Source organism: Martelella lutilitoris (assembly GCF_016598595.1).
Classification (GTDB): domain Bacteria; phylum Pseudomonadota; class Alphaproteobacteria; order Rhizobiales; family Rhizobiaceae; genus Martelella; species Martelella lutilitoris_A.
On the sequence record NZ_CP066786.1, the window covers coordinates 3,759,450 to 3,778,778 of the forward strand.

The 19,329-nt window shown below is 63.7% G+C and carries 20 protein-coding genes; 7 read left to right on the plus strand and 13 right to left on the minus strand.

The window, feature by feature from the left end:
* Positions 1 to 60: 60 nt before the first annotated feature.
* Positions 61 to 594: a GNAT family N-acetyltransferase gene (locus JET14_RS17875; protein WP_200335281.1), complete on the plus strand. Its 534-nt coding sequence runs from the start codon at positions 61 to 63 to the stop codon at positions 592 to 594.
* A gap of 6 nt (positions 595 to 600) precedes the next feature.
* Here JET14_RS17875 and JET14_RS17880 read toward each other — a convergent pair whose 3' ends face one another.
* Entirely contained in the window at positions 601 to 996 is a 396-nt protein-coding gene (locus tag JET14_RS17880; protein WP_200335283.1) for a DUF2794 domain-containing protein, read from the minus strand.
* Between the two features lie 259 nt (positions 997 to 1,255).
* Here JET14_RS17880 and JET14_RS17885 point away from each other — a divergent pair, with 259 nt between their 5' ends.
* Positions 1,256 to 2,410: a GNAT family N-acetyltransferase gene (locus JET14_RS17885; RefSeq protein WP_200335285.1), complete on the plus strand. Its 1,155-nt coding sequence runs from the start codon at positions 1,256 to 1,258 to the stop codon at positions 2,408 to 2,410.
* Between the two features lie 140 nt (positions 2,411 to 2,550).
* Here the strand turns inward: JET14_RS17885 and JET14_RS17890 are convergent, their stop codons facing one another.
* On the minus strand, positions 2,551 to 3,123 hold the full coding sequence (locus JET14_RS17890; RefSeq protein WP_200335287.1) for a hypothetical protein: 573 nt from the start codon (positions 3,121 to 3,123) through the stop codon (positions 2,551 to 2,553).
* A 113-nt stretch (positions 3,124 to 3,236) separates the two neighbouring features.
* The gene (locus tag JET14_RS17895; RefSeq protein ID WP_200335289.1) at positions 3,237 to 3,845 is read right to left on the minus strand and encodes a hypothetical protein; all 609 of its coding nucleotides are present in this window, start codon (positions 3,843 to 3,845) and stop codon (positions 3,237 to 3,239) included.
* Positions 3,846 to 3,918: 73 nt separating this feature from the next.
* On the opposite strand from JET14_RS17895, the gene JET14_RS17900 reads away from it, so the two are divergent.
* Positions 3,919 to 4,470, plus strand: coding sequence for a DUF2975 domain-containing protein (locus tag JET14_RS17900; RefSeq protein WP_200335291.1), 552 nt, complete (start codon positions 3,919 to 3,921; stop codon positions 4,468 to 4,470).
* Positions 4,471 to 4,473: 3 nt separating this feature from the next.
* Positions 4,474 to 4,689, plus strand: coding sequence for a helix-turn-helix domain-containing protein (locus JET14_RS17905; protein WP_024707696.1), 216 nt, complete (start codon positions 4,474 to 4,476; stop codon positions 4,687 to 4,689).
* Between the two features lie 33 nt (positions 4,690 to 4,722).
* On the opposite strand, the gene JET14_RS17910 is transcribed toward JET14_RS17905, so the two are convergent.
* The 10 genes from JET14_RS17910 to JET14_RS17955 form a co-directional block, all read right to left on the minus strand.
* Positions 4,723 to 5,649 (minus strand): carbohydrate kinase family protein, encoded by a 927-nt coding sequence (locus JET14_RS17910; protein WP_200335293.1) that lies wholly within the window; start codon positions 5,647 to 5,649, stop codon positions 4,723 to 4,725.
* Between the two features lie 83 nt (positions 5,650 to 5,732).
* Positions 5,733 to 6,428 (minus strand): orotate phosphoribosyltransferase, encoded by a 696-nt coding sequence (locus JET14_RS17915; RefSeq protein WP_200335295.1) that lies wholly within the window; start codon positions 6,426 to 6,428, stop codon positions 5,733 to 5,735.
* A gap of 256 nt (positions 6,429 to 6,684) precedes the next feature.
* Positions 6,685 to 7,368, minus strand: coding sequence for a phosphate regulon transcriptional regulator PhoB (gene phoB / locus JET14_RS17920; protein ID WP_024709144.1), 684 nt, complete (start codon positions 7,366 to 7,368; stop codon positions 6,685 to 6,687).
* Between the two features lie 32 nt (positions 7,369 to 7,400).
* On the minus strand, positions 7,401 to 8,114 hold the full coding sequence (phoU, locus tag JET14_RS17925) for a phosphate signaling complex protein PhoU (RefSeq protein ID WP_138750288.1): 714 nt from the start codon (positions 8,112 to 8,114) through the stop codon (positions 7,401 to 7,403).
* A gap of 40 nt (positions 8,115 to 8,154) precedes the next feature.
* Complete coding sequence (pstB, locus tag JET14_RS17930; RefSeq protein WP_200335297.1) at positions 8,155 to 8,922, minus strand: phosphate ABC transporter ATP-binding protein PstB; 768 nt, start codon at positions 8,920 to 8,922, stop codon at positions 8,155 to 8,157.
* Positions 8,923 to 8,957: 35 nt separating this feature from the next.
* Positions 8,958 to 10,286, minus strand: coding sequence for a phosphate ABC transporter permease PstA (gene pstA, locus JET14_RS17935; RefSeq protein ID WP_200335299.1), 1,329 nt, complete (start codon positions 10,284 to 10,286; stop codon positions 8,958 to 8,960).
* Positions 10,283 to 11,773, minus strand: coding sequence for a phosphate ABC transporter permease subunit PstC (pstC, locus tag JET14_RS17940; protein WP_200338152.1), 1,491 nt, complete (start codon positions 11,771 to 11,773; stop codon positions 10,283 to 10,285). Before pstC ends, pstA begins: the two co-directional genes overlap by 4 nt.
* A gap of 73 nt (positions 11,774 to 11,846) precedes the next feature.
* Positions 11,847 to 12,875 (minus strand): substrate-binding domain-containing protein, encoded by a 1,029-nt coding sequence (locus JET14_RS17945; RefSeq protein ID WP_200335301.1) that lies wholly within the window; start codon positions 12,873 to 12,875, stop codon positions 11,847 to 11,849.
* 270 nt (positions 12,876 to 13,145) lie between these two features.
* The gene (phoR, locus tag JET14_RS17950) at positions 13,146 to 14,411 is read right to left on the minus strand and encodes a phosphate regulon sensor histidine kinase PhoR (protein WP_200335303.1); all 1,266 of its coding nucleotides are present in this window, start codon (positions 14,409 to 14,411) and stop codon (positions 13,146 to 13,148) included.
* A gap of 61 nt (positions 14,412 to 14,472) precedes the next feature.
* On the minus strand, positions 14,473 to 15,750 hold the full coding sequence (locus tag JET14_RS17955; RefSeq protein WP_200335305.1) for a hypothetical protein: 1,278 nt from the start codon (positions 15,748 to 15,750) through the stop codon (positions 14,473 to 14,475).
* A 224-nt stretch (positions 15,751 to 15,974) separates the two neighbouring features.
* Between JET14_RS17955 and JET14_RS17960 the strand changes: the two genes are divergently transcribed.
* From JET14_RS17960 to JET14_RS17970, 3 genes are all read left to right on the plus strand, one after another.
* Positions 15,975 to 16,736 (plus strand): DeoR/GlpR family DNA-binding transcription regulator, encoded by a 762-nt coding sequence (locus JET14_RS17960; RefSeq protein ID WP_200335307.1) that lies wholly within the window; start codon positions 15,975 to 15,977, stop codon positions 16,734 to 16,736.
* A 191-nt stretch (positions 16,737 to 16,927) separates the two neighbouring features.
* Positions 16,928 to 18,079 (plus strand): extracellular solute-binding protein, encoded by a 1,152-nt coding sequence (locus tag JET14_RS17965; protein ID WP_200335309.1) that lies wholly within the window; start codon positions 16,928 to 16,930, stop codon positions 18,077 to 18,079.
* A gap of 217 nt (positions 18,080 to 18,296) precedes the next feature.
* Positions 18,297 to 19,325: a LacI family DNA-binding transcriptional regulator gene (locus JET14_RS17970; RefSeq protein WP_200335322.1), complete on the plus strand. Its 1,029-nt coding sequence runs from the start codon at positions 18,297 to 18,299 to the stop codon at positions 19,323 to 19,325.
* The last annotated feature ends 4 nt before the right edge of the window (positions 19,326 to 19,329 follow it).

A 19,329-nucleotide genomic window follows, 5' to 3' on the forward strand; every position in this document is an offset into this window, starting at 1 on the left:
AAGGCGGCCTTTCGGGGCCGCCTTTTTTCATGACCTGAACCAGCAAGAACCGCAGCCATCATGTCCGTCACGATCCGCCCCGCCACCGCAGAAGACATCAACGCCATCACCGAAATCTACGCCGAAAGCGTCCTGAACGGCGTTGCCAGCTATGAGCTCGAACCGCCGACCCGCGCCGAGATGACCGCGCGCATGGAAACGATCGCGGCGGGCGGCTTTCCCTATTTCGCTGCCGTCGAGAACGACGCGCTGCTTGGCTATGCCTATGCCAGCGCTTTCCGCACCCGTCCGGCCTATCGTTGGCTTGTCGAAAATTCGGTCTATCTCGCGCCCCAGGCGCGCGGACGCGGCGTTGGCAAGCTCTTGCTCCTGCGGCTGGTGGAGGAATGCGAAGCCCGCGGCTTCCGCCAGATGGTTGCCGTCATAGGCGGCGCGAGCCCGGCCTCGATGGCGCTTCACAGATCCTGCGGCTTCGCCGATGCCGGACGGCTGACAGGCACCGGTTTCAAACATGGCCGCTGGCTCGACACCGTATTCATGCAGCGCCCGCTCGGCGCGGGCAATACCACCGACCCGCTGCCTCTTTCGCTCTGACGGCCCTTACTTTTCGACGAGCTTCAGCTTGCGGTCGAAGACCTTCAGCACCTGGCGCAGGTCGTGGCCGCGTTTCAGCACCATGCCATGCGTGTTGGTGACACTGAAGGCGCCCTGTTTCGAGGCCAGCTTCGGATTCTTTTCGATCCTGAACAGCGGCATTTCCCCGGATCGCTTGAACACGGAGAAGACCGCCTTGTCCTTCATATGGTCGAGGGCGTAGTCGCGCCACTCCCCCTCACCGACCATCCGTCCGTAAACCCAGAGGATCGCATCGAGTTCGCGCCGGTGAAAGGTCACGGGCAGCGGCTCGGCCTTTCCGCCTGGCCTGAACTGGGACAGCTCGACGACATTGTTGTCGTCGGCACCGTCCCTGCGTTGCGTATCCGGCTTTTGCGCCATGCTTTCCCGCCTCGCATGCGTGATGACATTTTGAAGACAGTCTGCCCGCTTCAGCCAGAATTGCAAGAGCCGTGCGGAACCCGCTCCGCCGGTGCGGACCAATAATTTGTTAACCCAGACGGCTTATCACTTTGCCAAGGGTTCTCGATCAGTAGTGCGTATCCATGTGTTCAGTCCGCAAAAGACCGCTCGCCTCCGGCGCGTTTGAGTGGCGCCCGGCAGCCGCACGCCGCCACGGCGGGCGAAAGGCGGCGCGCCGATGAGCATCATCCGCAAGGATCTCGGACCAAGGCCCCCCGCACGGCTGAAATCGAAACTCTCGGTCGTGCGACCCGGCAAGGCGGTTGCCGACCTCCGTCTGGAATTGAGGAGCGGCGGCGAGTTCTCCATTTTTTCCGAGGCCCCGGATGACCTCGAGCCGGCAATCGATCGCCTCGCCAACCAGGCCATCGAAGCGAACCCCTTCCAGTCGGCCGCTTTCGTGATGACGGCGCTCGGGCAAAGCCATGCTCATCAGCGCCTCGCGCTCGTCGAAGACACGGCCGGCGAGGCCGGCGCGCTTGCGGCGCTCATGGGCTTTTCAGTTACGGACCGCGGCTCGCACATGGTCGCGGCGACGGCGGAAGGCGGGTATCACGCGCCGCTGATCGCACGTCACCGTCCGATGGCCACCATTGACCAGCTGTTCGAGGCGCTGGCCGGTTCGCTTGCCAATCTTCCGGGCATCATCGCCTTTCCGGCGCTTCTGGCCGATGGCGCCTTCATGCGCTCGGCACGCGCCGTGGCAGCCGCCCGCGGCCTTGCCTTCCGCGTTGCCGGCGCCTTCCGCGGCCGCGCCCTTTCCGGCAGGATGGACCCCACAGGTGCGCTCTCTCGGGCGGAGCGCGATGCCTGGCAGGATAATCTCGGCAAATGGGAAGCGCTGCGGAGGAAGGGGCGGATCGCCTATCACGTCGCCCGCAACCCGCGTGAAGTCTCCGCCGCGCTGCAAGACCTTTCGCTTCTGTGCGACACGCCCGAAAATGCCAGCCGCTTTTCGGCCTTCGTCCCGGTGGCCAGGCTTCTGTCGGAGAACGACCGGCTCAGAATCCATGCGCTCTATCTCGAAGACCAGTTGATTGCGGCCGCCATACAGCCGGTGCATATGGGCGCGGCATGGGTCTGGAAAATGCTGGTGCGGCCGGACATGGAGGCGCTGGCGCTGGGCGAACAGTTGATGATGCGGTTGACCGAGTTCAATCTCGGTGATGCCAATATCGCCGTCACCCGGGTTACGCCTGGCGCCGGCCCTTTTCTCGCCGAACGATTCTGGCCAGGAGAAGACGGCTATGCCAGCCTGCTCGTGGCGCTGCGCCCGGGCATGGAGCGCGCCCTCGACAGCGTTGCCGCGACATACGAGGACGCTGACGCATAAAACGCCAGTCTCTAGATCGTTTCCGCATTTCCTGGAAACGCGGAAATGATCTATCTATTTGTTTCAACGCATCTTCTTTGACGTCAGATGTTTCCATCTGACCGCGAAAAGCTCTATGGCGCAGACCTGCGGCTGATGCTTCAAGAGCAGGATTTCAGCCGCGATTCCTCTGGCCGGTTCATCAGCGCGAAAATGTCGATATCCTGAAGCAGAGGGTGGAAACCCTCCTCCGTTCCGGCTTCGATCAGGACGTCGAGCGGCACGGCCGGCGCGATCATCGGCCCGTTCCAGCAGGCCGCGTCGAGATCGACCGAAAAGCCCGGCTTGGCCCCGCCGGTCTCGCGGGCTGCGGCCATCTCCTGCTGCTGGTCCCTGAGCGCCAATGCATCGGTCGGCGACAGACGCAGCACGGTCAGCTTCTGGCCGGGCTTGCGGAATTCTGCCACCGCCGCAGCCTCCTGCCCGGCATCCGCCGCCACAAGCGTGTAGTCCCGGCTGATCTCGCCGGAACCGGATTTCTGGTAAACGGTCAGAACGATCTCATTCTTCGGCAGCCGCAGCTCTTCGGGCGCCAGCACCGCAATCCTGAGGGATGCCGGATTGGCCGCGATCGGCGACGGGATCGTCGGTTTGGCGCCCGGCAGGAAATTCAAGGAGCAGGCGGAAAGAAGAACAAGACCGGAAGCAACCATGAGTTTTTTGAAATCGGGCATACTGGGCGTCACAAATATGGTTAATAATCATTCATACTATCGGCGATAGCTTAAAGCCGAGTAAAGAGACGAGCGGCCCGTTCCATGCCCGTCATTCCCCGGAGGAGCTCTCGCTACAGGCCGCCAGCCGGCCCTTTCCGGCAATCGGGCAACCGTTCGCGGCCATGGCTTTCCAGCAGCCTGCCGATTTTCGCGTCCCTCATCAGGTCGATGGGCGGCTGATCGGGTTCGAGGGTGAGCGCGACATCGACGGTCATGCCGGAAAGATCCGCGCCGCCCTCGACACAATGCGCCGTGAAAGACACCGAGAGCGCGCCCTTGCCGTCGATGCCCTCCTGCTTGTCACGCCGGATCCGGGCAAGAAGCTCCGCCATGCGCACCGCATCCTCCGGCGCGAGCACGAGATCAACCGTATCCCGCGCGCCGCCGGCCAACCGGTCCGCCGCGGCCGCGGCCGGCGTCCGGCGCGACACCCTCAGTCCCGCCTCTTCCTCCAGACGTTCCTGGCCCGGTACGTCCCAGCGCAGGGCAAGCGCCAGATCATTGTCGTCGACCGGCAGCGCCGCCGGCTTGGTCACTTCGATCACCAGCGTGGCCAGATCGGCGTCAAGCGGCGAAACGGCCTCGAGCGCGGCCGGCGCGACGCCGCCAATTGTCGAACAGGCCGCCGACACCAGCAGGCCGACGAAGCAACAGGCGCGAACAAGAAAGGATCGGAACATAATCTTTCCTCGATTGACATCAATTTCTTATTGTTTTACGATAATTTTATCTCGTAACACAAGAGGCATTCCTATGAAATCGAACAATGCGGTCGCGCTTTCCAGATTATGCGGCCAGATGAAGCTCCTGACGCGGATCATTCAGGCCGGTCTTGCGGCGGGCCTCGCCTATGCGGCCTGGGCGGCCTTTGTGCGGCCGGACCGGGTCTCGACCTGGCTTGCCGATGCGCTCGACATTGCCGTCGCCGTGACGCTGACGCCGGCAACGGGGCTGGCGCTTTTCACGCTCTTCGCGCTCTTGGCGGGGCTGCTTTTCTACGGACTGCAGACCGTCTGGTCGCTGTTCGACAGGCTCCAGCATGACAGTCCGTTTTCCCATGAGGTCGCGGCGCTTCTGCGCCGTGCGGGCCTGATCGCGCTGGCCGGGGCCGTTGCCGGCGTTGTCCTGCATCCCGTGGCAACGCTTCTGGCGACGATCGCCAACCCGCCCGGCAGCCGGGCGCTGGCGATCGGGCTCGGCAGCGATCAACTGATGCTGTTCCTGCTCGCAGGGCTGCTGTTCGTGATGGGTCACGTGATGGTGCTCGCCACCGCGATCAACGACGACTATCAGCGTTTCGTCTGACCCATGCCGATCATTGTCAATCTCGATGTCATGCTCGCCCGCCGCAAGATGCGGGCGAAGGTCCTCGCCGAACATGTCGGCATTACCGAGCAGAACATTTCGCTGCTGCGCTCGGGCAAGGTCAAGGGCGTGCGGTTTGAGACGCTGGAGAAAATCTGCGAGGCGCTCGACTGCCAGCCGGGCGACATCCTCGAGTATCAGCCGGAGGACACCGGCTGATCACCTTTCGCCAACAAAGCGGGAAACGAGACGTCAGAGCCCGATTTCATGCGCGTAGGGCGGATTTGCGCCGGCGCGGGAGACGGTGACGGCGGCGGCCCTGGCGCCGAGCGCCAGCGCCTCGGCGATCGCCTCGGGCGCAAGCGTGCGGATCTGCTCCTTGGTCAGGAGACCGGCGATATCAAGCGAGGCCAGAATACCGGCATCGAACGTGTCACCCGCCCCGACGGTATCGACCACCGCGACCTTCTCGCTCGGCACCGCGACCTTGTGCTCTCCGGTGTAACCGATCGCGCCGTCCGCGCCGCAGGTGATCACGACAAGGCTCGCCCCGGCCGCAATCCAGTGACGCGCCTTGTCGTCAAGCGAGCCCTCAAGGTCGAACCAGTCGAGATCCTCGTCGGAGAACTTGACGATATCCGACTTTGCCGCCATCCGTTCGATCCGCGCCCGGTGGCTGTCGGGATCGGTGATGAAGGTCGGGCGGATATTGGGGTCGAGCGAGATCACGCGCTTGTCCGCTTCGCGCATCAGGAGCGCCTCATAGGTGGAGCCGCAGGGCTCGGGGATGAGGCTGATCGCGCCGAAGTGCATCGCCGAACAATCAGCGCCGATCTCGGGCAGATCGTCCTCGGTGATCATCCGCCCCGCCGTGTTCTCGTCGTAGAAAGCGTAACTTGCCGAGCCGTTGACCAGCTTGACGAAGGCGAGCGTCGTCGGGCGGTCGGAAATGGCGACATAACTGTGATCGACCTTCGACGCATCAAGCTTTTCGCGGATGATATCGCCCATCAGGTCGGACGAAATGCCGGAGAAAAAGCCCGTCTTGCGTCCGAGCCGCGCAAGCGCGACCGCCGTGTTGCAGACCGCGCCGCCCGCGTAAGGGGCAAAGGCAGGCTCGCCCCTGTCCGTCTCGCGCGGCAGCATGTCGATCAGGGCTTCCCCGCAGCATAAAATCATTCATCTTCTCCCAATTTCTGTAAGGCGTCCGTGCGCCGGGTCGCGGCAGTTCGCCCGCCAACCGAGGCGGGCGTCCCCTCCCCTCAGACGATCAGTTCCTCAAGCCCGCCGCGCGCCCGCGACCAGTCCATCGGATGGTCGAGGAAGGCGCCGACGGCATCGAGGGTCGCCTGATCGGCGAGCCCGTCCTTGCGCGCCACAGCAAGCACGTCCTTCCAGGTGGCGATATAATGAAGGGCAACGCCGCCTTCGCGGAAACGTCTCTCCGCCTCGCCGAAAATCCCATAATAGAACAATGCCATGCCGTGTTCCACCACGCCGCCGGCTGCGCGGATGGCATTGATGAAGTTGAACATGGAACCGCCGGCCGTCGTCAGGTCCTCGATCACCAGAACCCGTGCGCCCTTCGGCAGGTGGCCTTCGATCTGCGCGTTCTTGCCGTAGCCCTTCGGCTTCTTGCGCACATAGATCATCGGCAGTTCCAGCCGGTCGGCCAGGAAGGCGGCGAAGGGAATGCCGGCCGTCTCGCCGCCCGCCACGCAATCGAATTTCTCGAAGCCCGCATCGGCAAGCACCCGGGCGGCGGCAAAGTCCATCAGCGTGGAGCGGATGCGCGGATAGGAAATCAGCTGCCGGCAGTCGATATAGACGGGGCTGACCAGGCCGGAGGCAAGCTTGTAGGGCTCGTCCGGCGAAAAGTGAACGGCGCCGATTTCCCACAGCATGCGCGCCATCAGATCGCCCATCACCGCGGGCTCCGCGAAACTTGCTCTGCTCATCTCAACAATCCTCTTGTGCTGCGGCTTTTCGGGATGCGGGGAGGCGGCATCCCTGAAAAGCCCTCTTGCCGGCGCGAAACTCCGCTGACGGCCGCCCGATGTCCAATTGGACAATCGGGCGTGAAAAATCAATCGCCGCAGGGCTGTTTCAACAGAGCCGAACGGCTGACCGGGACAGCATAGCGCAACCGGTTACGCCCGCAATGACGGATATTAAATCGTTTAGAAAATCTTTTCGGCTGTTTCGTTGACGCAGCTAGACTTCCATCGAATAGCCCGCGCCGCGCACGGTGCGGATCACATCCGGCATTTGCGAGAAATTGAGCGCCTTCCTCAGTCGACCGACATGCACGTCGACGGTACGCTCGTCCACATAGATGTCATGGCCCCATACGCCGTCGAGCAGTTGCGCGCGTGAAAACACCCGGCCGGGCGATGTCATCAGGAATTCGAGAAGCCTGAACTCGGTCGGGCCGAGGCGGACTTCGCGCGCCTTGCGGTGCACCCGGTGGGTCTCGCGGTCAAGTTCGATATCGCCGCATTTCAGCACGCTGGAGAGCACTTCCGGGCGCGCGCGCCTCAAGATGGCCTTCACCCGCGCCATCAGCTCCGGAGTGGAGAACGGCTTGACGACATAATCATCGGCGCCGATCGCCAGGCCCCGCACCCGCTCGCTCTCCTCGCCGCGCGCCGTCAGCATGATGATCGGCAGGCGTTCGGTCTCCGGCCGCATTCTCAGGCGGCGGCAAAGCTCGATGCCGGAAACGCCGGGCAGCATCCAGTCGAGCAGAAGCAGGTCGGGCACCCGCTCCTGTAGCCGGATTTCGGCCTCGTCGCCGCGCATGATGGTTTCGACCTCATACCCCTCGGATTCGAGATTGTAACGCAGCAGAACGCTGAGCGCTTCCTCGTCTTCAACAACTGCGATTTTCGGAACCATAGGACGTATGTCTCCCTTGTCTCAAACGGCTTCTAAAGATCATCGGAACCGACGGCCGGGGAATTGTCGTCCTTCGGACGCTCTCCCTGCGGCTGGGAGCCGGTGGCGATGTAGTAGATCATTTCTGCGATATTGGTGGCGTGGTCGCCGATGCGCTCGATATTCTTGGCGCAGAACAGAAGATGGGTGCACGAGGTGATGTTGCGCGGATCCTCCATCATGTAGGTCAGGAGCTCGCGAAACAGCGAGGTGTAGATCGCGTCGATCTCGTCGTCGCGCTCGCGGATGGAGCTCGCCTTGTCGGCCTGGCGCGATGTGTAGGCGTCGAGCACTTCCTTCAATTGCAGGAGCGCCAGTTCCGACAGATGCTCAATGCCGTGGGCAAGTTTGCGCGGCACCCCGGAGCCCTGCACCGAGATCACGCGTTTGGCGGTGTTCTTGGCCATGTCGCCGACGCGCTCGAGATCGGAGGCGATACGGATAGCGCCCATGATTTCGCGCAGGTCCGCTGCCACCGGCTGGCGCCTTGCGATGATGACGACCGCCTTTTCGCCGATCTCGCGCTCCGCCTCGTCCAGCACAAGATCGTCCTTGATCACCTTTTCGGCAAGCTCGGTATCGGTGTTGACGAGTGCCGAAACCGACTCGCTTACCATCTCCTCCGCCAGGCCGCCCATTTCGGAAATGCGGCGCTGGAGATATTTCAGCTCGTCATCGAATGCCGTCAGAATATGCGAGGGAGCCATGTCTGTTCCTTCCTTGGCGTGAGCGTGCGGCAACCGCCCCTCAGCCGAAACGTCCCATGATGTAATCCTGGGTGCGTTGGTCCGCGGGATTGGTGAAAATTGTGTCGGTGTCATTCTCCTCGACCATATGGCCGAGATGGAACATGGCCGTGCGTTCGGAAACGCGCGCGGCCTGCTGCATGGAATGGGTCACCATCACGATCGTGTAGTTCTCTTTCAGCTCCGAGATCAATTCCTCGACGCGTGCGGTCGCGATCGGATCGAGCGCCGAGCAGGGCTCATCCATGAGGATCACCTCGGGATTGACGGCAATGGCGCGGGCGATGCACAGCCGCTGCTGCTGGCCGCCGGAAAGGCTGGTGCCCGGCTCGTGAAGCCGGTCCTTCACCTCGTTGAACAGGCCCGCCTTGATCAGGCTGGTCTCGACGATCTGGTCGAATTCGCCGCGATGGCGGGCCAGCCCGTGGATGCGCGGCCCGTAGGCGACATTCTCGTAGATCGACTTCGGGAAAGGATTGGGGTTCTGGAACACCATGCCGACGCGCGCCCTGAGCTCCACCACATCGATCCCCGAGGCGTAGATGTCCTCCCCGTCAAGCGTGATCGTACCGGTGACGCGGCAATTGTCGATCGTGTCGTTCATGCGGTTGAGCGTGCGCAGGAAGGTCGACTTGCCGCAGCCCGACGGACCGATCAGCGCGGTGACCGCGTTTTCGCGGATATTCAGGCTGACATCGAACAGCGCGCGCTTCTGTCCGTAATAGACGGATACCGCCTGGCCGGCCATCTTGTAGGTCATGTTGCTCATTGTCTGTTTCCAAGTCTTTTCGCGTTCGCCATGGCCTATCTGCGTCGCTCGAAACGGCGCCTCAGGATGACGGCCGTGATGTTCATGAGGATGAGGAACGCCAGAAGCACGATGATGGCGGCGGAGGTGCGTTCGACGAAGGCCCGCTCAGCCTCTCCCGCCCACATGTAGATCTGAACCGGAAGCGCCGTTGCCGGATCAAGCGGGCTTGCCGGATAATCGGCGACGAAGGCGACCATGCCGATCAGGAGCAGCGGCGCGGTTTCGCCGAGCGCCTGCGCGAGGCCGATGATCGTTCCCGTCAGGATGCCGGGCATGGCCTGCGGCAGGACGTGGTGGAACACCGCCTGCATCTTCGAAGCCCCGACGCCGAGCGCCGCCGAACGGATGGAGGACGGCACGGCCTGCAGCGCCGCGCGGGTGGCGATGATGATCGTCGGCAGCGTCATCAGTGTCAGCACCAGCCCGCCGACGAGCGAGGCAGAGCGCGGCAGGCCCAGAAGCCCGATGAACACGGCAAGGCCCAGAAGGCCGAAAATGATCGAGGGAACGGCCGCCAGATTGTTGATGTTGATCTCGATGATATCCGTGAACCGGTTCTTCGGCGCGAATTCTTCCAGATAGATCGCCGAGGCGACGCCGATCGGCAAGGCCAGAAGCAGAACCACGCCCATCATGTAGAGCGTGCCGACAAAGGCGACGCCGATGCCAGCCGATTCCGGGCGGCTCGATGCGCCGTGAGTGAAGAAGCCGGTGTTGAAGGACTTTTGCATCAGGCCGAGCGCTTCAAGCCTTTCCAGCCACTCAAGCTGGCGATCGGAGACGCGCCGGCTCGTCTCCGGCACGGTCAGGTCGATCTGCCCCTTGTAGGCCGAATCGATGTCGGCCGACGCCAGAAGCCGCACATTGACCGTCTCGCCGATCACCGAGGGGTCCTTCAGCACGACATCGCGCAGTTCCACCCGGCTCGAGCGCGAGATCATCCGCATCGCCGCGCGCATTTCGGGGCCGTTTGCCGGGCTGATTTCCAGCGTTTCGGCGAGCGCCGCCTCGACCAGTTCGGGATAGTCAGCCGTCAGCAGCAGACGGGGATCGTCTTCCCGCGCGCCCTCGGGATCGATGACGGCGGCATCGAAGGTGATGGGCAGGGTGACGGTCGTCTGCTCGAAGGCGGTATAGCCCTTGCCGACAACGGAGAGCAGAAGGGCTGCGAGGAAGAAGATCCCTGACGAGATCGCGAGCACGCCGTAAAGGCGGAAGCGTCGTTCAGCCGCATGGCGGCGCTTCAGTCCCTTGCGCCGGGTTTCCGCCAGTTGCCTGCGGCTTTCCTCCCGCTCGGTCGCGGTGCTGAATGTCTCGGTCATTCATACTGCTCCCGGTATTTGCGCACGATGTAGAGCGCGTAGACATTGAGGCAGAGCGTGATCACGAAGAGCGTCAGGCCGAGCGCAAAGGCGACCAGCGTCTGCGGCGTGTCGAACTGCAGGTCGCCCGTCAGCTGGTTGACGATCTTGACCGTGACGGTCGTCATCGGCTCCAGCGGATTGATCTGCAACTGCGCGGCAACGCCTGCGGCAAGCACCACGATCATCGTCTCGCCGATCGCGCGCGAAGCCGTCAGGAGTAGCGCCCCGACGACGCCGGGAAGAGCTGCCGGCAGGACCACGCGCTTGATCGTTTCCGAGCGCGTGGCACCGAGGCCGAGCGAACCCTTGCGCAGGCTGTCCGGCACCTGACTGATGATGTCATCCGACAGCGAGGAGACGAAGGGGATGAGCATGATGCCCATGACCACGCCGGCCGTCAGCACCGATTGCGCCTCGATGAAATTGCGGTAGCTGCCGGTAAAAAGCCCGTTCAGTTCCGCCGAGATGTCGCGCAGCATCGGGCCGACGGTGACGAGCGCGAAAAAGCCGTAGACGATGGTCGGGATGCCCGCCAGCACTTCCAGCAGCGGCTTGGTGACCGAGCGTAGCCTGGCGCCTGCATATTCCGACATGTAGATCGCCGCATAAAGCCCGACGGGCACGGCCACCGCCATGGCGACGAGGGAGATGTAGAGCGTGCCGGCCAGCAGCGGGATCAAGCCGAACTGCCCGGCCGAACCGGCCTCGCCGGCCGCGGCAAAGCGCGGATCCCAGACCGTGCCGAAAAAGAAGTCGGCCGGGGGCACGGCCGAGAAGAAGCGCAGCGTCTCCGTCAGCATCGACAGAACGATGCCGACGGTCGTCAGGACCGCGATCGTGGATGCCAGAAGCAGGACCGCGAGCACCACCTGCTCGACCCGCCTGCGCGCGGCAAAGGCAGGGCTGACGGACCGATAGGCAAGTCCGAGTGAGACCAGCGCCACGGCGAGCACGGCCGCAGCCATGGCTGCGTTTGACCGCGCCGAAAGCGCGTTGAGCCTTTCGGCCGAAGCAAGAACAAAGGGCCTCGGCGAAGCGGCAAGCGGAATGCCGCGCTCGGCCAGCACGGCGCGCAGCGCGCCGGCATCCTCATTGACCCGCGCCCGCGCGTCTTTCGGCAATTGTCTCAGGCCGTAGGCAACGGAGGTGACCGAATTGTAGACCAGAGACTGCGCCGCCTCCGGCTGCTCCTTCACGCTCTCTGGGAAGCCGGAGCGGATCTCCGACCCGATGACGAGCGGACTTGCCACCATCCACGCGGCCATCACCACCAATGCCGGGATGACGGCGGCGATCGCTGCGAGGCTTGCGTGATGGGCAGGCCTTGAGTTCAGCCGCGCGAGGCGCGAACCGGCCAGCGCATAGGCCTTCGCCCGCGCCGAGAAATAGCCGGCGACGCCGAGCGCAAGCACGAGCGCCAAGATGATCAAAAAGACGTGCGTCATATCGATCCAGACCGTCCGGGCAATTCCGGACATTGATTGCGATTGCCCCCGGCTTGCGGATGGCAACCGGGTGTTATTGCAGCGCCGCCTCGAAGCCTGCCAGCATGTCGGCGCGTTGCCGCTCCGACGCTGGCACGAGGCCATATTCGGCCAGCGGGCCATAGGGGCCGGCCATCGCGTCCGAGAGGAAGAATTCGACATAGTCCTTCAGGCCCGGAATCGCGCCCACATGCGCCATCTTGACGTAGAAAAACAGCGGCCGCGACACAGGATACTCGCCGGATTCGACCGTTTCTGCTGTCGGCGTGACGCCGGAGATCGTGGCCACGTTCAGCTTGTCGGCATTGTTGTCATAAAAGGACAGGCCGAACACGCCGAGGCTCGTTCGGTCGGACACAACCCGCGCCAGCGTCTCGGTATAGTCGCCGTCGATGCCCGGCGCCCGTCCATCCTTGCGCACGGCAATGCAACGGTCCCCGCCCTGCTTTGCGCCGAAGTTTTCCTCGAGAAAGGCAAGCGCGCCCGCCTGCTCGCAACCGACGCCCAGCACCTTTTCCTCAAAGACTTCGCGCGTGCCGTGCTTCTCGCCGGGAATATAAGCCTTGATCTCGACATCCGGCAGCGCCGGGTCGATCTCGGACCAGCGCGCATAGGGGTTCTTTACGAGCTTGCCGTCTATCACGAGTTCGGCGGCAAGCGCCCGATAAAGATCGAGCGGCGTCAGGTCCATGGCGGGCATCGAGACGTCGGTGGCAAAGACGATCCCGTCATAACCGAAGGGGATTTCGGCGATCCCGGTGACGCCGTTTGCCGCGCAGGCAGCGATCTCGCCCGGACGGATGGGCCGCGATGCATTGGCGATATCGATGCTGCGCGGACCGACGCCCCGGCAGAATTCCTTCAAGCCGGCCGAAGAGCCGCCGGATTCCACGATCGGGGTCTTGTAGTCGGGAAATATCTCGCCGAAACTCTCGGCAACGATCTTCGCGTATGGCAGAACGGTCGACGAACCGGCAATCTGGATCTGATCTCGCGCTTGCGTCGGGCCGCAGGCAAGAAGCGCGGCAAGAACCGCAGCGACCCTCATTACGATTAGCTTCATGACGCATCCCTTGCGGGTTACATGTTTGCATCGTCTCGATGCGATGCCTGGTCCGCTTCCGTCACGAACCGCCGGAACCGGACAGCCCGGTTTTATGTCATTTTTGATTCAGTTTTATGACAGTTCAGCCTATTGTTTTTATGACGTTTTTATTAGAGCGCCGTGCGCCCTTTCGGAAGCACAAAGGACGCTCTGACCTATTGAATCGACTCATCGTGCTTTCCGAAAATCGATTCCGATTTTCGGGCCGATGCGCCAAACGACAGGCCGTCAGAATCGCACCGTGAAGGTGGTACCCCTGCCAACCGCCGACTTGACCACCAGCCGCGCGCGGTGGCGGGTGAGGATATGCTTGACGATCGCAAGCCCCAGCCCCGTACCCTTCTTCGAACGGCTGTCGGCAACCGAGACCCGATAGAACCGCTCGGTCAGGCGCGGAACGTGTTCGGCGGGAATGCCAGGGCCGTAATCCACGACGGAGACCTCCGGTCCGCCGTTTTCGAGCGGCTTGAGATAGACATCGACCCGTCCGCCCTCGGCGCCGTATTTGCAGGCGTTCTCGATCAGGTTCTCGAACACTTCGACCAGTTCGTCATTGTCGCCGTTCACTATAACCGGCTCTTCCGGCAGGAACAGATTGATGGCGACGTCCAGTTCCTCGGCAAGCGGCAGAAGGCTGTCGCGCACATGTTCGAGCAGCGCGTTGAGCTTCACCTTCTGGTCCGGCGAGAGATGCGCCTTGGCCTCGAGGCGGGACAGCGACATCAGGTCATCGACAAGCCGGCTCATGCGCGTCGCCTGATCGAGCATGATCGGCAGGAAGCGCTCCTGCGCCTTGGCGTCGTTCTTCGCCGGCCCCTGCAGTGTCTCGATATAGCCGCGCAGGGAGGCTAGCGGCGTCCTCAATTCATGGCTCGCATTCGCAACGAAATCGGACCGCATGCGGTCGATCCGCCGGGCCTCGGAAATGTCGCGCAGCACCAGCATGAAGACCGGCTTGCCTCCCTCGACGCCGGCAACGGGAGCAACCCTGACGAGATAGACGCGTTCCGACGGCAGACGCTCGGAATATTCGATCTGGTTGACGCGGTTGTTCGCGAGCGTATCGCGGATGACGTCGAGAACGCCCGGCGCGCGCATGCGGGCGGAGATATGCGATCCGAGCGGGAAACTGCCGAATGTGGCTCCGGCCGCGCGATTCTGGAACAGCACGGTTCCGTCAGCGGCAAGAAGATAGACGGCAAGATCGATCTCGTCGAGAAACCGCGGCAGGTCGCCGAAATCCGCCCGGCCCTCGCCGGGCGCCGACGCCTCTTCCGGCACTTTCGCCTCGCCGCCGGCGGGCACGGCCCCGATCAGGGCGGCAATCGAAACGCAAAGCCAGCCGACGATCGCCGCGACCGGCGGAGCAAGGCCGAAAAAGACGGCAGAAACGGCGGTGACAGCAGCAACCAGAAGAACAAGCCGCGCGGCAAGCGCCCGGGCTGCAATCGCCCTAACCGTCTCTTCCAGCCTTTTCACCTGATTCCCTCGCATTCTCCGCAAGAAGCGTTGCATATACGCCTTTTGTGACAGGAATATTCAACGCCGCATATCTTCAGTCAGCGAACTGCGCCCGGATGGCGAAAATGTCGAGCGGCGCGCCCGCGCCGCTGAGATCGCTCGAGATCATCAGCCGCGTCGGCAGAACGCCGCCCCGGCCCGGATCGAGACGGACCACAAGGCTCTCGCGATGGGCGCTCGGGGTGAAGCGATGGCGCTGACAGCCGTCGATCGTGCCGTCGGCGCAGTAGATGCCGACCTGCTGACCGCCGCCGTCAGGCGCGAGCACGCTGACCTCGACCAGCACCGGACCTTCCTCCAGCATGCCCCTGACCGCCGTCGGCAGGGCCACGGCGACCGCGCCGGCATCGCCCGTTGCCCGAGACGCGATCTCGACGGCCGGCGCGCTGTCGACCGTGACGCTCTCCATTGTCGCCGCAGACCCGGGAACAAGACTGTTTGCGCCGCCCGGCTGGAATACGCTCGTCCAGCTGGATGCGCCTTCGAAGTCCTCCGCCTCGATCAGCGGCGCGGGATTGGGCACGGCGGTGTCGAGTGTATCGGGGTTGAGGGCGAAATTGGATGTGACGACCCACCAGCCGCCGAAAAGAAGGAAGGCGAGCACGACGATTCCGATCAGCGCCCGGGCGAAGAACCCGCGCCTGCGGGACGGCCGCTCGGCCCTTTCCGACCGGCGCGCCTTTTCCCTTTTCTTCGGGCGTTTCGCCTTCGAAGCCTTCAGCGTCTTGCCGACCGGCCGGCGCTCCTCGGTTACGGCCGTGAGATCATCGATGGCCGAAAACGCCGCCGCGTCGAGATGCCCGCTCTCCTTGCGGTCCTCCGGCGAGACGGCAAAGTCGGCCTCGGTGAAATCGGCGTCCCTTCTGATCTCGGGTTCCACAACCGGGCTTGCGGGATAATCGAAATGGGCTTCAGGTTCTCCATGCAATGCCATGTCATCGAGCCCGGGCGCGTCCGGCGGCTCGGGCTCGAACGAAGGTTCCCGCCCTTCCGGCTGTTCGGGGGCGGCGCGGTGGCCGGGGCTTTCCGGCACACGGCCGACGGCAAAGGGATCGTCAAAGACATCAGGCCGGGGCTGACGCGCCGCGCGCGCCTTGCGGGCGGCTTCCGCCTCCTCCCGCTCGATTGCAGTGATGATCTCGTCAAGGCGGCGACGCTGGCGGCCAATCGCCTTGGTCTCCGTGATGCCCTGCTTGGCCAGCCCGCTTTCCAGCGCCTGTCGCGCGGACTGATAGATCCGCGCCCGCTGGTTGGCATCCTCCCTGTCGGTGCTCTCCAGCGCTTTCCTGATGGCTTGTTCCAGTCCGCTCACACTTTCATCCCGTCACGTTTCATGAGGCACTCAAAACGCTATTGACAGTGTTTCCCCCGTCCGATCAAGGCAAAATACCGAATGCAGCCTGCAACGAAGCAATCCTCCCGCCGGCCGGAGAACAACGCGCCACGACTGCAAAGCGTTGCAAAAGCGCGGGAAAAATGTCTCCCTTGCGGGCAGTGTGCCGCATCAGCGGCCTAGGGACAAAGCCTGAGGGAACAATGTCGCAAACTTTCCGCCTCGATGACCTAATGCAGATGGCCCGCACGGAAGGCCGGATTGTGGCCGAGGACGCTGCAAAGCGCATGGGCGTGACGGTGCAGACGATAAGGCGCGACCTGCTGAAACTCTCTGAAGCCGGCAAGCTTACCCGCGTTCACGGCGGCGCCGTGCTGGCGTCGGGCACAAGCAATATCGGCTATGCCGACCGACGCGAACTCAACACGGCGGAGAAAGAGGCGATCGCTGCCGCCTGCGCCGCGGAAATCCCCGACAATGCCGCGATTTTCATGAATATCGGCACGACCACGGAAGCCGTCGCACGCGCCCTTATCGGCCATCGCGGCATTCTTGTGGTCACCAACAACATCAATGTCGCCAACACGCTTGTCGCCAATCCGGAATGCGAGATCGTGGTGGCCGGCGGGCAGCTTCGGCGAACCGATGGCGGTCTGGTGGGCACGCTTGCCAACCGCATCGTCGAGCAGTTCAAGTTCGATCTCGCCATCATCGGCTGTTCGGCGCTGGACGCTGACGGCGACCTTCTCGACTTCGACATGCTGGAGGTCGGCGTCAGCCAGACGGCGATCGCGCGGGCGCGCAAGACATTCCTTGTCGCCGACCACACGAAATTCGCCCGTTCGGCCCCCGCCCGGATCGCCTCGCTCGCCGATATCGACACCTTCTTCACCGATCGTCCGCCTGAAGCCGGACTGAGCGCCCGCTGCAAGGCGTGGAACACACAGATCGTGGTGGCCGGCTGAAGCTTCTCCTTCCGCGCGGCCGCAAAACGTCCGCCGCGCCTTCCCGAACGGAACAAACAGGCCCCTGCCCGCTTTGTTCTCGGGAAGAGCGGCCCTGCCGGCCGGATGAAACGCATGCCATTGGGAACCGAAAGCTGCCGCACCGCCAGTCCCGGCCGGTCGCGGTGCCATGACGCGGAGCGCGAGATTTGATGACGACACTGAAAGGCCTGACATGGAGCCATCCGCGCGGTTTTGCGCCGCTGGAGGCCGCTGCCCGAGCGTGGCGGGCGCAAACCGGCACATGCATCGAGTGGGATACGGGCAGCCTGCAGGACTTCAGCACTGTTTCCGCCGCGGCGCTGACGCAGGACTACGACCTCCTCGTCATCGACCACACGCAACTGGGCCATCTGACCCGCGACAGATGCCTGCTGCCGCTGCAAATCGAAGGCCGGGAAAGCGCGCGCCGGGAAATCGAGGCCGGCGCCATCGGCCAGACCTGGCGCGCCTACCATTTCCGGGGGCAGCAATGGGCCTTTCCGATCGATGCCTCGGTCGAAGTCATGGCCTTTCGTCCCGACCGCCTCAGCCAGCCGCCGGCCGACTGGCAAGCGCTCATGGATCTTGCCGAAGACGGCAAGGTCCTGCTGCCGCTGGGGTCGCCGCATGCGGTGATGGTGTTCTTCACCATCGCAGCCGGCCTCGGCACACCCTGCCGGGCGGAAGAGGAAGGGCCGCTGATCGACGAGGATGAGGGCATCGCCGTTTACGAGCGCCTTGCGGAACTGGCAAGCCTCGTGCCGGAGGACAATCTGGCGGCCGACCCCGTCGCCGTTCTGGAAAGGCTCTCGGGAGGCGACACAGATGCGGTCGCGGCTCCCTTCATCGCCGGCTACCGTAACTATGCGACCGAGGGTTTTCGCGCCAACCGGCTTGCCTTCGCCGACGTTCCGTCGATCCGGGGCGACGGCGCCGCCGCCTCGGCGCTCGGGGGAACCGGCATTGCCGTATCATCCGCTTGCGGTCATCCGGAAGAGGCGATCGACTTCTGCCACTGGATCGCAAGCGGTCCGGTCCAGTCCTCTCTCTACGCCGACGCCGGCGGCCAGCCCGCCCACGCCGCCGCCTGGAACGACGAGAGGGTGAATGCGGCCTCCGGCAATTTCTACCGCGACACGCGCGGCGCGCTCGAACGCGCCTTCTGCCGCCCGCGCCACGGCGGCTACGTCCGCTTCCAGCAGGAGGCCTCCGACGTCATCATCGAGGCGCTGCGCACCGAAGCGCCTGCGATCGCCGTCATCGGCCGCCTCAACAAGCTCTTCGAGGACAGTTTCGTAGCTGCGCCAGCGGCCGCAGTCTAGGCGGCGCCATGCATGCCGCCGATCGCTGTGTTTGCAAACGTCAAGCGATGGCCTCCTTGCTCCCCGGGGCAGCCATTTTCAGGGAATTTCATTCGACCGGCGATTTTTGATTTACGTACATCATTCTTCGCGCTATAGTCCGCCCAACGAGGACCGCAAAGGTCTCGGACGGGGCCGTTCGGCTCCGGCGAGGAGCGAAACAGACCAGGCGGACAATATGCGCCCCACCGTACATGATATCGCTGCAGAGGCAGGCGTGAGCCTTGCGACCGTTGACCGCGTGATGAACGCACGTCCGGGCGTCAGGGAAAAGACCAAGGTCAAGGTGGAGCAGGCGATCGAAAAACTCGGTTATGTGCGCGATGTCGCGGCCGCCAATCTTGCCAAGGGGCGAATCTATCCCTTCACCTTTGTCCTGCCCCGCAACGAGAACGCCTTCATGGCCGAGCTGCGCGCGGCCGTTGTCCAGGCCGATGAACGTGGTCGCGTCGAGCGCACGCAGATCACCATTGTCGACGTGCCCGCTTTCGATGCCGAGGCGCTGGCCGAGGCTCTGCTTGCAGCGGGCGAGCGCAATCCTGCGGGCATCGCCGTCGTTGCCGTCCAGGCCGATCCGGTGCGCGAGGCCGTGCGCAGGCTGACCGAACGGGGCATTCCCGTGGTCACGCTCGTCTCGGATCTGGAAGACAGCACCCGCGATCACTATGCCGGCGTCGACAACCCCGCCGCCGGCCGCACCGCCGCCACCCTGCTGGGCCGTTTTCTCTCGCCGCGCAAAGGCACGGTCGGGGTGCTTGCCGGCTCGCTTTCCGTGCGCGACCACCAGAACCGATTTTCCGGCTTCTCCGAAATCATGGCGACGCATTTTCCGGCGCTTTCCATCCTGCCGCCGATGGAGGGCCGGGATGATTCGACGCTTGCCCGGAAACTGGTTTCAGACGCGATCGATGCCCACCCGGACATGATCGGCCTCTACAGCCTTGGCGCGGGCAATCGCGGTCTGATCGCAGCGCTGGAAGAGGCCCGGGCGAAGGGTCGCGAACTCGTTACCATCGCCCATGAGCTCTCCGCCCATTCACGCGAAGCGCTCGAAACCGGCCTCTTCGACGTCGTCCTCAACCAGGATGCCGGCCATGAGGTCAGAAGCGCCATCCGCGTGCTGAAAGCCAAGGCCGACGGCCTGGAGGTGATCGCCGCCCAGGAGCGCATCCGTATCGACATCTTCATCAAGGACAATCTGCCGTGAACAG